The organism is Kaarinaea lacus (assembly GCF_975902315.1).
Window position 1 is genome coordinate 1 of the sequence record NZ_CDLKIE010000506.1, and the last position, 11,069, is coordinate 11,069.

The following is an 11,069-nucleotide window of genomic DNA, read 5'->3' on the forward strand; positions in this document are numbered from 1 at the left end:
CCGCTGCAGAGGCGATCCCGGTATATCTGCGAGACCGGATTGCAGAGAAACCAAAAATCAATCCTGCAATATGATCCTGGCTTAAATTCTGCACAATTTAATTAATCAATTCAGCAGTCAACACCAGCAGATACGCTACAATGCGCGACGTTCTTGAGAAAGAAGTTAACTTTTCATCGAAAAATGCCGCTAAATCATGCAATTACAGCGTAAAATTGTCAATTTAATGCGCGATTAATAAAATTAACGGATAGTTTCAGTATTAGCTGACCGATAAAAATGTTCCGCAAGGGCAAACCAAAAGCCAGGCTTTTGGTCTTATAGCCTAAGATCGAGTAAAAATGAAAATTTTATTTTTAATTATGAGACAAATTATTGTTGTTTTAATGACGCTATCCCTTCTTGTCGCTTGTTCAGCTTCCGGTAAACGCAGCAGTTTTGCCAAACCCATGGCCAAAGTGGATGTGATGCGTGAGATTGCCATGACGGGCAATCTGAAACCGGTGGACTTCGCAGGAAAAAATTTGTCGGATCTTGATCTTTCCAACACAAATTTTCGTGGTGCCAATTTGCAGGGTACCTATTTTCGTTACAGCAATTTAAAAGAATCAAATTTCCAGAACGCGGATTTAAGTGGGGCCAATTTGAGACAAACCAGGTTGACTGGTTCATTAATGGCAGGTGCCAACTTAAGGGGCGCGAATTTAAGAGGCGCTGATTTACGCGGCGCGGTACTGGATAGTGTTGATTTGTCCAATGCTGATCTTACGGGTGCACAGCTGGACCGAGCCAGTATGAGAAATATCAACCTGGCGGGCGCTATCTTAACCGATGCAAGCCTGATCAAAGCCTATCTTGGCGATAGTAATCTGAGCGGTGTAGACCTGCGTAAGGTGAACCTGAAAGGTGCTGATTTATTTGGCACAATTTTACGCAGTTCAAACTTTGAAGGCACCAATCTGAAATCCGTGGATCTCAGTCATACTGATTTATCAGGCGCCAATCTAAAACGTGCCGACCTGTCTTATGCTAATTTGCAGCACGCCTTGTTATTTGGTGCCGACTTTTATCAGGCCACTATGGATAAAAGTGATCTAAGGGGCGCGAATGCATATCGGACATCCTTTGTTAGCGCCAGTCTGCGCAAGGCGCAATTCAGAGGATCCAATCTCACAGAATCCAACTTTACCAGCGCTGACCTGCGTGAGTCGAATTTGCATGAAGTCATTGCGACGAATGCCACATTTTCCTGGGCCGATTTATCGAAGGCGATTCTACGCAAGTCAGATTTTTCCAAAAGTAATTTCAGTAACGCAACGCTGGTGGATGCTAATATTAAAAAATCCAAATTGACCCATGCGAAACTGGTAGCGACTGATTTTAGCAGTAGTGATATGCGGGAAGTTGACTTTGCTGGTGCGGACATCAGTGGCGCCAATTTGAAAAACACCAACATGCGCGGCGCTAAGAATATGCACCGCGTCATCGGCCTGGAAAGGGCGCTCAATCTGGATCAATCTACGCTGTAATTCCAACGAGTAAATATCAAATGCAACAGTGCAGCGGAGGCGAAAGCCGAAAGCCTCAAGTGGATTTATAGAGAACTGTAAAAGAAGCGCTTAACTGAATTGCTTAACTGTAGTAGTGGTGTGGATTAGAATCGTATCCCGCTTTTCGCGCGAATAGTAGATTCCACTCCAGATTGTTCTGCCTCGGCTGAAAGATGGAAAATGCCAAGATCAAATTTTAATCCCATGAAATACTTGTTTTGCGTTAAGCTTGAAGTAGAACCCGCCAGCTCATATTCCCCGTCAACCCAGGTAGTACCAATCCCCGCATAGGGTGTGAATGCATTAAACCCTTTCGAAACCGACAGTTCCAATCCGGTCGAGGTTACGAACATATCTTCCATTCCCGTCATCTGGCTGTAGGTGCCTCTAACTGACAGTGAGGGAAGTGCAGATCGGTGATGAGGTGTCATCAAATACCGTAGTTCACCGCCATAAATCTGAATATCACTATCTGGCACTGAGGAATAGAAAGCCCCTGCGTTCAGTCCCTTACCATAGTTTGTGCTCACATGCAGTTTGGGGGTTTCTAATACGTTCGGTGTTGTCTTTGAGGTATAGGCTTTAAGGTATGAATCATTTTCAATTTTTGTTGTTGCTATCTCAAAACCGACATCCAGGGCAAGCGCGCCACTATCAGAGCGGGACAAGGCTTTATGACTTTGAGCTGCGCTCAAATTTTCTGCGTAATTCTTAAACTGGTTATCAATGACGGTGGCAAATTGATCAATGTTGTGTTGGTCAGCCAACACCGTATAAGGAGTGCACAAACATAGGATTGAAAAATAGTACAAACGGCGCTGCATGCTGTGATTCTCCCTGAGGTAGCGTAGAAATTGTTGTTGCGGCTTCAGAATTTGTTACTAATTATAGTCGCATGTAGTGCAAACCACGAGTTACGAAAACGGTAAAACAGCACGTTTCTAGAAAATATTTATTGATTTCTAATTCTTTCGATCTGATATTTATTAGTTTCTAATTCAGAAATGATTGATAGCGAAAGAAAAGTGAGTGCAAATGTTAAGCAACGATTCGTGCATTATCTGGACAGATTGTCCTGGTGCTAGGATCGAGCGAGAGATTTTGCCAGTCGTTGATAACTTTCAAATCGTTGTACGGAGATCTGTTGTGTTTCTACTGCATGTTTGATGGCGCAGTCAGGTTCCTGTAAATGTTTACAATCCTTGAATTTGCATTGGCCTATAAATTTCTTTAACTCCACAAAACCTTCTGTCACCTGTTCGCGTGAAACATGACCAAGACCAAATTCGCGTACCCCAGGTGAATCTATAATGCTGCCACCATTGGGTAAGTGATAAAGAACGGTCACCGAGGTGGTATGTTTGCCCAGGCCCGTCGCGCTGGAAAGTTCGCCCACGCGAATCGCAACGTCCGGTAAAAATGTTTTAATCAGGGATGACTTGCCAACACCGGATTGACCCACAAATATACTGATTTTATCAACCAGGTGTTTTTTTAAATCGTTGAGTCCGTTTTTTTGCTTGGTGCTTGTGTAAATGATTGAATAACCAATCTGCTCATACACTTCCAGTTGCGCTTGCAACTGCTGTTTTTCCTTGTCGCCTAACAGGTCTGTTTTGTTAATTACAATGACAGGTTGAATGGATGTCAATTCCGCCGCAACCAGGTAACGGTTGATCAGGTCTTCATCGAGAGCGGGTTTGGGGGCTGCGACGATTAACATCTGGTCGATGTTGGCAGCCACCGGTTTTAATTGTTTGTTGTAATCCGGGCGGGCCAGCAGGCTGGTGCGCGGGACCAGGGATGTAATCACACCCAGATCAGGGCCAGTGACCTGCCAGATGACTTTGTCGCCACACACTAGCCTGGGTACATTCGCGCGAATCAGGCAGTGATACACCTTTCCCTGTTCGTCTTCCACATCCAGATTAGCGCCATAGTGAGCAACAATGCGGCCTAATTGTTCCGGTCCAAGCGTTTGGCTCTGGAGTAACTGCTCCGCGGTTTCTGAGCGGGACTGGGCGCGCGCCAGACGATCTTTCTGGATTTTTTGTACTCGCCAGGCTTGACGCCGCGTTAGTTTACGCTTTGCCATGACGCTTGTTGAAGGTGCTTTTGGTAGGGATAGAAGGTGATAAAAGTATAAAACATCGTAACTATGTTTATGATGCAGTTTATGATGCAGGCGCCGGGGCAAGCAGCAAGGCATCAATTTTGGCTGCGCAAATAAAATCGTTTTCCGAAATACCGCCAATGGAATGAGTACTGAAATGTACCAAACAACGATTATAACTGACTTCAATATCAGGATGGTGGTCTTCCTGGTGTGCAATCCAGGCCAGGGCATTAACAAAGGCCATGGTTTGATAATAGTTCTTAAACTTGAAACTGCGGTGTAACTCAGCGGGCTGTTCCTGAACCTGCCAGTCATCATGCAATTGCTCTAACAGGGAATTCGCAACATCTATTGTTAATGGTGGCGTACCCGACCCCAGCGGCTTACATGATTTCTGGCGTAGTTCACTCATAATCCAGTATCTTTAACCATCGACCTTCATAAATTTATAGAAAGTGTCGTTTAAATAATCTGAAACATCATAGATCTCTTCGTCTTTCAGGCCGGCTTTAGCAGCGTTGTCGCAAAAACGAACCCGATTCACCAGGTCTTCATAAGTGTGTACGATTCGATTGGGACGCGTGTGAACTTTAGTATCATGGCAGCCACCACAGCGTTCTGTATATAACTTTTTACCGTTCTCGGCATTTGCTGCCAGGGCTGGTGTGGATGATATTGCTGCAAGTAATAATGTTGTTGCGATTGATTTTGCTGTATTCATGTTAAAGCCTCACAAGTTGTTTCATTTAGTTTAGATGATAAGAACGCGATCCGCACCGGAGCTGGTGGATGTGAATCGTGAAATGCGGAAAATAATGGATCTGGTGTCAGTGTACTGGCGTTTTCGCTATAAAGTTTAACCAGCGCCTGGATAAGATGCAGGGCATTGGTTTGTTTAGCAGCGTAAGTATCAGCTTCGAATTCGTGTTTACGCATGAAGAAAGCTGATACAGGCTGCACAAAAAAACTGAACACCGGCATCACCAACAGGAATAATAACAAGGCCATGTGGGTTGATGGTGTAGAGACGCCTAATCCTTCGTAGAACCACGGTTGTTGCATCACCCAACCGAGTATTGCCAAAGCACACAGAGACATTAAGCTCATAGTGAGGATACGTTTGATCACATGCTTGTGTTTGAAGTGCCCCAGTTCATGGGCCAGTACTGCTTCGATTTCATCGCTGTCCAGTGTCTTTAGTAATGTATCGAAAAACACTATGCGTTTCTGGTTACCAAAACCGGTGAAGTAGGCATTGCCATGCCCGGAACGTTTCGATCCATCCATGACAAATACACCGTTACTGGAGAATCCGCAACGCAATAACAGGGCGTTAATGCGCTGTATTAATTCGCTGTTCTCCAGCGGCGTAAATTTGTTGAATAATGGTGCTATCCAGGAAGGGTATGCCCACATTAAAAATAATGTGAAAGCAGTCCACACCAACCATACGTAAATCCACCACAAACTGCCAGATGATTCCATCAACCAAAGTACCAGGAACGCCAGGGGTACTCCTAACAATATGCTAAGTGCAGTTTGTTTTAGCAGGTCGGTAATGAAAAGTTTGATGGTCGATTTGTTAAAGCCAAATTTTTCTTCAATGACAAAGGTACTATACAGCGATAACGGGACTTCCAGAAATGTAATGATGACAAAAACACTGACCAGCGTACCCACACCACTGGTAAGGCCACCCAGTTCCATTTCCTGCCAGAATTGATCGATGATATTCAGACCACCACCGAGGGTCCAGGTCAGCAACAACACGGTGCTGACTGCCAGCTCAATGATGCCGAAGCGGGATTTTGCCAACGTGTAATTCGCTGCTTTTTGGTGATCGCTCAAAGAAATCTTGTCGGAAAATGCGCTGGGAACTGCGTTACGGTGGGTGCCGACATGTCTGATGTGTCGAAAAGTTAGCCATAACTGGGCTATCAGGGAGATTGTTAAAGCGAGTAAAAATACGGACGTAAATGTATTCATTCATCTACCTGTCTATGGATTTCCAAGCAACATTTTTCGCGGGCATATGATACTCTATTTTGCTTTCAGACGCAGAGATTCGCAGAAAATTCAATGCATTTGCCAGAAAAAATGAGTTAATCAATAACAACAGAAAACAGGAATTAATTAAACATAATGACCCAGGATGCCAACAATTTGATCTGGATCGATCTCGAAATGACGGGGTTGGATACCCAGCAGGATGTAATCATCGAAATTGCCACAATAGTGACGGATGCACAGTTGAATATTCTTGCAGAAGGTCCTGTGCTGGCGATTCATCAACCGGACGAAGTAATGAATAGCATGGACGAATGGAATACCAGGCAACATGCCAAGTCCGGGCTTTCAGAGCGGGTAAAAAACAGCTCCACAACTGAGCCCCAGGCCGAACAACAAACCATTGAATTTTTACTGCAGTATGTGCCTAAGGGGAAGTCACCCATGTGTGGCAATAGCATCTGCCAGGACCGCCGTTTTATGGCGCGCTGTATGCCGGAACTGGAGGCGTTTTTCCACTACCGTAACCTCGACGTCAGTACGCTCAAGGAGTTAGTGGCGCGTTGGGCGCCTGATATTGCCAGGGGATTAAAGAAGAACAATAATCACCTCGCGCTTGATGATATTAAGGATTCTATTGAGGAATTAAAATACTATCGGGAACACTTTATTCGTTTACCTCAATCAACGTGACAGGAATCTTGCATTGAAACAAATGAAACATTTTCTTCATTATTCATTACTTGACAGTTTCAGGATTTAACGACAAACTTACTTACTATGAACAACGCACAAACAAATCGAGCACCCATGTTTATTGACACGCCAGTTAAACCGCGACTGCCATGGTCTGTGGTTCATACCTCTGTGTGCCCGTTGATGCGTAAGAGTTATAAGAGTAAGAAAAGATAGTATAGAATAGTAAAAGCAACGTATTCAAAGGGCCGCAGATTCGAAAGAACTGCGGCCTTTTTCGTTTGGGGCGATCGGCAAAATTGTGTAATACAGAAAAAAATGTAATACAGAAAACAATGTAATAGGAAATAAGGTGAAAAATCATGTCAGTACCAGCGGCGTTTCTAGGGGTTATCGTGATCTGGTCTACAACACCATTGGCGATTCAATGGAGTAGTGAAGGCTGGGGTTATTTATTTGGCGTGACCGGGCGCATGGTTTTGGGTGCCCTGGTGTGTGTTGCCTTGATTGCCGTGCTGCGCCATAAGCTGCCGCTGGATCGTAAAGCCTGGGAAACCTATATTGCTGCGGGCGCAGGGATTTATGGTGCCATGATGAGTGTGTATTGGGGATCGCAATATATCCCTTCTGGTTTAGTGGCGGTGATTTTTGGTTTGACACCGGTGGCGACCGCGGTGCTTGCCGCGTTTTATTTGCAGGAAGCGAGTTTGACCTATGGGAAAATTGCCGGGGTAGGTATGGGCATTATCGGACTGATCGTCATATTCGCGGCGGATGTCAATGGTCAGGCGGTTGCCTGGCAGGGTGTAGCAGCTTTGCTGGTATCGGTAATCCTGCACTCATCAAGTGCGGTATGGATCAAGCGTATCAATAGCAGACTCCCGGCGTTGACAACAACCACCGGCGGTTTGTTGGTGGCGGCTCCACTTTATTTTGTTACCTGGTTAATAGTGGATGGGGAACTTCCAACAAGCTTTGACGTGAGGCCGAGTAGCGCACTGGTTTATCTTGGTGTTGTTGGCTCGGTAGTCGGATTCTCATTGTATTTTTATATATTGAAAAATCTCGAGGCCAATCGTGTTGCATTGATTCCTCTGGTGACACCTGTACTTGCCCTTTTGATAGGTCAGTCATTGAATAGCGAAATTATTTCGCTCGACATCTGGATTGGTGCGGCGTTTATATTAATCGCGTTGGGAATGCATCAATGGGGGGACCAACTACTGCTGAACTTAAAGTCCCTGCTGCTTCCAGTAAGGCGTTAGACAATGGGAGCGGTATCGCCAACCTGCAGGCCCCGGTGAAATGGGGTCTGCAATTCTTATCGTTCAGTTAGATAGCAGACGGGTTGATTTCCAGTAATGTTCTGACCAGTAGGGATTGGTCAGATTGGATTTCATGACGCCCTTTGATGTGGATGCATGAATAAACTGTTGGTTGCCAACATAAATGCCGACGTGGCGCTTGCTGAATCCGGTTTTGAAGAATACCAGGTCCCCGATATTAAGCTGATGCCTGGAAATGTTTTCGCCGGCAGCTGCCAGGTCTTCAGTGGTTCTCGGGAGCTTCATGCCAAAGGCATCGCGAAATGCAACATGAACGAAGCCGGAACAATCTATGCCTCTTTTATTCAGGCCGCCCAGTTCGTAAGGAGTACCTTTCCATCGGCTGTATTGCGAATTCAAGCGCTTATAGACGGATGATTGCTGTGATGTCGATTTGTTTGCGCTGCGGGTATCGGGAGCTACTTGCCTGGGTGAGCTTGAACAGCCAACCAGGGCTATGGACAGATAACAGGTAAAACAAATCAGCAGTTGTCGGATCATCATAGGCACTTCAATGTCGTTACGTTACAGCAACTATCAGTTATTAAATCGGCCAGGTTGCGGTAAATTTTAAACCAAAATACTGGCGGTGAATCACATTTCTTACCTGGATTTACGCTGACTAAATCTGAAAAAGTGATTTGAAGTTGGAATGTCTTACTGGTGCTGCTGAATAGCCCATTCAATATGCTCTTTCACCATGGAAGATGAATCGGCGAGCCGGCTTTTTAGCGCAGTGATAACGTTGCCATTAGTGGGGACATTGCCAAGTGCCACTGCGATATTCCGTAACCAACATTCGTAGCCGATGCGGCGAATGGCGCTGCCCTGCGTTTTATCCAGGAACTCTCGTTCTGACCAGGCAAATAACTCAATCAGGCCGATGTCATCCAGGCTATTACGGGGTAAGAAATCTGTTTCTTGGGTTTGGGTGGTAAAACGATTCCAGGGGCAAACAATCTGACAGTCGTCGCAGCCATAGATACGATTGCCAATCAGCGGACGTAGTTCAGGAGGTATACTACTGCGCAGTTCAATGGTCAGATACGAAATACATAAACGAGCATCCAGTGTATAAGGCGCGACGATCGCCTGGGTAGGACAGGCCTCGATACAGGCCTGGCAAGTGCCACAGTGATTTTTAGCCGTAGTGTCGACAGGCAATGGCAAGTCGGTATAGATTTCGCCGATAAAAAACCAGGAACCGGTATGTTCGGTAATGAGGTTGGTGTGTTTACCGATCCATCCCAGGCCTGCTTTTTCTCCCAGGGCTTTTTCCAGTACCGGCGCACTATCGGTAAATACCCGGTAACCAAACTCGCCGATTTCCTGCTGTATTTCATCGGCCAGTGTTTGTAAGCGCTTGCGAATGACTTTATGGTAATCGCGTCCTAACGCGTAGCGTGAGATATAGGCTTGTTCGGGATTGTCCAAAATCATCTGGCAATGTTGGTCAGGTTCAGGCCAATAATTAAAGGTGGTGCTGATAACGCTAACGGTTCCTGGTTCCAGTTCCGCGGGTCGGCTGCGTTTGGTGCCATGGCGTTGCATGTACTCCATATCCCCTTGAAAGCCGGCATCCAGCCAGTTCACTAAATGGGTTTCGGCTTCCTCCAGTTCTGTATTGGAAATACCCACACCCTGAAAACCTAATGCGGTGGCCCGGCTTTTGATATGATGAGCCAGTTGCTGTAGATCAAGGTGTTGATATTTGTTTGTTGTATTACTGTGATTAGCCATTAGTGTTGTTCGTCAATAGGGTTAACAGTCAATAAAGTGGAACTGCCTGCATGAATTTACCCAAACAATTATACCGCGCTGAACAGGTTCGTGCTCTGGATCGCGTCGCTATCGACACCTTTAACGTTCCGGGCATTGAATTAATGGAAAACGCAGGAGCTGCAACTTTCCGAGCAATGCGTAAATGCTGGCCACGGGCACACCATATCGCCGTATTTTGTGGGGCCGGTAACAATGCTGGTGATGGATTTGTCATTGCACGACTGGCGCACGAGTCAAAACTCGATGTAACGGTTTATATGCTTGCCGACACGTCTCGATTGAAGGGCGATGCCAGGCTCGCCTATGAAAAGCTGCAACAAACACCAGTACCGGTAAAGGCCTTTGATGGTGCGATTGATGCGTCATGCGATATCGTAGTGGATGCTCTACTGGGCACCGGGCTATCTGGCGATGTAAAAGATCAATGGAGGTTAGCCATTGAGATTGTCAATCACTATAAAGAAAACACGGATTGCCAGGTTGTGGCAGTCGATATTCCTTCAGGGCTGCATGCGGACACGGGTAATGTGCTGGGCGCTGCCATAATGGCGGATATGACAGTTACCTTTATCGGGATGAAACAGGGATTGTTAACGGGGCAGGGGCCTGATTATTGCGGACAATTAATATTTGATGGCCTGGCAGTGCCTCAGGATATTTATGGGCAGGTAGATGCTTCGGCGGTTCGTGTCACCAACGATGAAGTTGCCGCATTACTACCACCGCGCCCTCGAAATTCCCATAAAGGCAGTAATGGCCACGTGCTGGTTATCGGTGGTAACAAAGGTATGCTCGGCGCAGCACGAATGGCGGGCGAAGCTGCCTTGCGCAGTGGTGCCGGCCTGGTTACCGTGGTTACACGGCCGGAACATGTTACCGCTATTGTCAGTGCGCGCCCGGAATTGATGTGTCAGGGGGTTGAAAACAAACAACAGTTAAAACCATTGTTAGCTGCGGCAACGTGCATCGCGATTGGCCCCGGATTGGGTCAAGATGCCTGGGCGCAGGATTTATTGAGCACGGTGATGGAAAGCGCAAAGACACTAGTGATGGATGCCGATGCGTTAAATTTGTTGTCTCGCGAACCCGTCGCTCGAGCGAACTGGGTGTTAACTCCTCATCCTGGTGAAGCGGGTCGGTTACTGGATATGCCAGCAACCGCGATACAACAGGATCGTTTTGCCGCAGTGCGTGCATTGCAATCTCGTTACGGCGGTGTCGTACTGCTTAAAGGTTGTGGCACATTGATTTGTCATGAAGATCAATCCATCGCTCTGTGTGATGCGGGAAATCCGGGTATGGCAGTGGCTGGCATGGGTGATGTGCTGACGGGCGTGATGGCAGCGTGTATTGCCCAGTCGAATCAACTCAGTGCATCGGCAAATGTTGCCGTTTATATTCATGCCAAATCCGCGGACCTGGCGACTGCGCATCGAGGTGAGCGAGGCTTGTTAGCTTCAGATTTACTACCGCACATACAAAAACTCGTAAATCCCGTATGACGGAATCACTACAACATACTTTGCCCGATGAAACCGCCACGCTGCAATTCGGGGAGAAACTTGCGCAACAACTGCGGCGTAAAGATCAGCG

The 11,069-nt window shown here is 46.5% G+C and carries 11 protein-coding genes; 4 read left to right on the forward strand and 7 right to left on the reverse strand.

Annotation, left to right across the window (positions count from 1 at the left end; all coding sequences use genetic code 11):
- Positions 1 to 341 precede the first annotated feature (341 nt).
- Positions 342 to 1,529, forward strand: coding sequence for a pentapeptide repeat-containing protein (locus ACWVCM_RS15785; protein ID WP_455202727.1), 1,188 nt, complete (start codon positions 342 to 344; stop codon positions 1,527 to 1,529).
- A 125-nt stretch (positions 1,530 to 1,654) separates the two neighbouring features.
- Here ACWVCM_RS15785 and ACWVCM_RS15790 read toward each other — a convergent pair whose 3' ends face one another.
- The 5 genes from ACWVCM_RS15790 to ACWVCM_RS15810 form a co-directional block, all read right to left on the reverse strand.
- On the reverse strand, positions 1,655 to 2,374 hold the full coding sequence (locus tag ACWVCM_RS15790; protein WP_455202728.1) for a hypothetical protein: 720 nt from the start codon (positions 2,372 to 2,374) through the stop codon (positions 1,655 to 1,657).
- Between the two features lie 257 nt (positions 2,375 to 2,631).
- Positions 2,632 to 3,645: a small ribosomal subunit biogenesis GTPase RsgA gene (gene rsgA, locus ACWVCM_RS15795; protein ID WP_455202729.1), complete on the reverse strand. Its 1,014-nt coding sequence runs from the start codon at positions 3,643 to 3,645 to the stop codon at positions 2,632 to 2,634.
- A 79-nt stretch (positions 3,646 to 3,724) separates the two neighbouring features.
- Positions 3,725 to 4,078: a 4a-hydroxytetrahydrobiopterin dehydratase gene (locus ACWVCM_RS15800; RefSeq protein WP_455202730.1), complete on the reverse strand. Its 354-nt coding sequence runs from the start codon at positions 4,076 to 4,078 to the stop codon at positions 3,725 to 3,727.
- 12 nt (positions 4,079 to 4,090) lie between these two features.
- The gene (locus tag ACWVCM_RS15805) at positions 4,091 to 4,387 is read right to left on the reverse strand and encodes a hypothetical protein (RefSeq protein ID WP_455202731.1); all 297 of its coding nucleotides are present in this window, start codon (positions 4,385 to 4,387) and stop codon (positions 4,091 to 4,093) included.
- Complete coding sequence (locus ACWVCM_RS15810) at positions 4,384 to 5,652, reverse strand: M48 family metallopeptidase (RefSeq protein ID WP_455202732.1); 1,269 nt, start codon at positions 5,650 to 5,652, stop codon at positions 4,384 to 4,386. Before ACWVCM_RS15810 ends, ACWVCM_RS15805 begins: the two co-directional genes overlap by 4 nt.
- 156 nt (positions 5,653 to 5,808) lie before the next feature.
- On the opposite strand from ACWVCM_RS15810, the gene orn reads away from it, so the two are divergent.
- Positions 5,809 to 6,366, forward strand: coding sequence for an oligoribonuclease (gene orn, locus ACWVCM_RS15815; RefSeq protein ID WP_455202733.1), 558 nt, complete (start codon positions 5,809 to 5,811; stop codon positions 6,364 to 6,366).
- A gap of 365 nt (positions 6,367 to 6,731) precedes the next feature.
- Positions 6,732 to 7,634, forward strand: coding sequence for a DMT family transporter (locus ACWVCM_RS15820; RefSeq protein ID WP_455202734.1), 903 nt, complete (start codon positions 6,732 to 6,734; stop codon positions 7,632 to 7,634).
- Positions 7,635 to 7,697: 63 nt separating this feature from the next.
- On the opposite strand, the gene ACWVCM_RS15825 is transcribed toward ACWVCM_RS15820, so the two are convergent.
- Positions 7,698 to 8,198, reverse strand: coding sequence for an NlpC/P60 family protein (locus ACWVCM_RS15825; RefSeq protein WP_455202735.1), 501 nt, complete (start codon positions 8,196 to 8,198; stop codon positions 7,698 to 7,700).
- 153 nt (positions 8,199 to 8,351) lie between these two features.
- Entirely contained in the window at positions 8,352 to 9,434 is a 1,083-nt protein-coding gene (gene queG, locus ACWVCM_RS15830) for a tRNA epoxyqueuosine(34) reductase QueG (RefSeq protein ID WP_455202736.1), read from the reverse strand.
- Positions 9,435 to 9,484: 50 nt separating this feature from the next.
- Between queG and ACWVCM_RS15835 the strand changes: the two genes are divergently transcribed.
- Positions 9,485 to 10,978: an NAD(P)H-hydrate dehydratase gene (locus ACWVCM_RS15835; protein ID WP_455202737.1), complete on the forward strand. Its 1,494-nt coding sequence runs from the start codon at positions 9,485 to 9,487 to the stop codon at positions 10,976 to 10,978.
- Positions 10,979 to 11,069 lie beyond the last annotated feature (91 nt).

Bases quoted from the DNA above. Each gene is read 5' to 3' on its own strand.
- ACWVCM_RS15835 (WP_455202737.1), top strand. From the start codon at position 9,485: ATGAATTTACCCAAACAATTATACCGCGCTGAACAGGTTCGTGCTCTG.
- ACWVCM_RS15810 (WP_455202732.1), bottom strand. From the start codon at position 5,652: ATGAATACATTTACGTCCGTATTTTTACTCGCTTTAACAATCTCCCTG.
- ACWVCM_RS15790 (WP_455202728.1), bottom strand. From the start codon at position 2,374: ATGCAGCGCCGTTTGTACTATTTTTCAATCCTATGTTTGTGCACTCCT.
- ACWVCM_RS15800 (WP_455202730.1), bottom strand. From the start codon at position 4,078: ATGAGTGAACTACGCCAGAAATCATGTAAGCCGCTGGGGTCGGGTACG.
- orn (WP_455202733.1), top strand. From the start codon at position 5,809: ATGACCCAGGATGCCAACAATTTGATCTGGATCGATCTCGAAATGACG.
- ACWVCM_RS15785 (WP_455202727.1), top strand. From the start codon at position 342: ATGAAAATTTTATTTTTAATTATGAGACAAATTATTGTTGTTTTAATG.
- queG (WP_455202736.1), bottom strand. From the start codon at position 9,434: ATGGCTAATCACAGTAATACAACAAACAAATATCAACACCTTGATCTA.
- ACWVCM_RS15820 (WP_455202734.1), top strand. From the start codon at position 6,732: ATGTCAGTACCAGCGGCGTTTCTAGGGGTTATCGTGATCTGGTCTACA.
- ACWVCM_RS15825 (WP_455202735.1), bottom strand. From the start codon at position 8,198: ATGATGATCCGACAACTGCTGATTTGTTTTACCTGTTATCTGTCCATA.
- ACWVCM_RS15805 (WP_455202731.1), bottom strand. From the start codon at position 4,387: ATGAATACAGCAAAATCAATCGCAACAACATTATTACTTGCAGCAATA.
- rsgA (WP_455202729.1), bottom strand. From the start codon at position 3,645: ATGGCAAAGCGTAAACTAACGCGGCGTCAAGCCTGGCGAGTACAAAAA.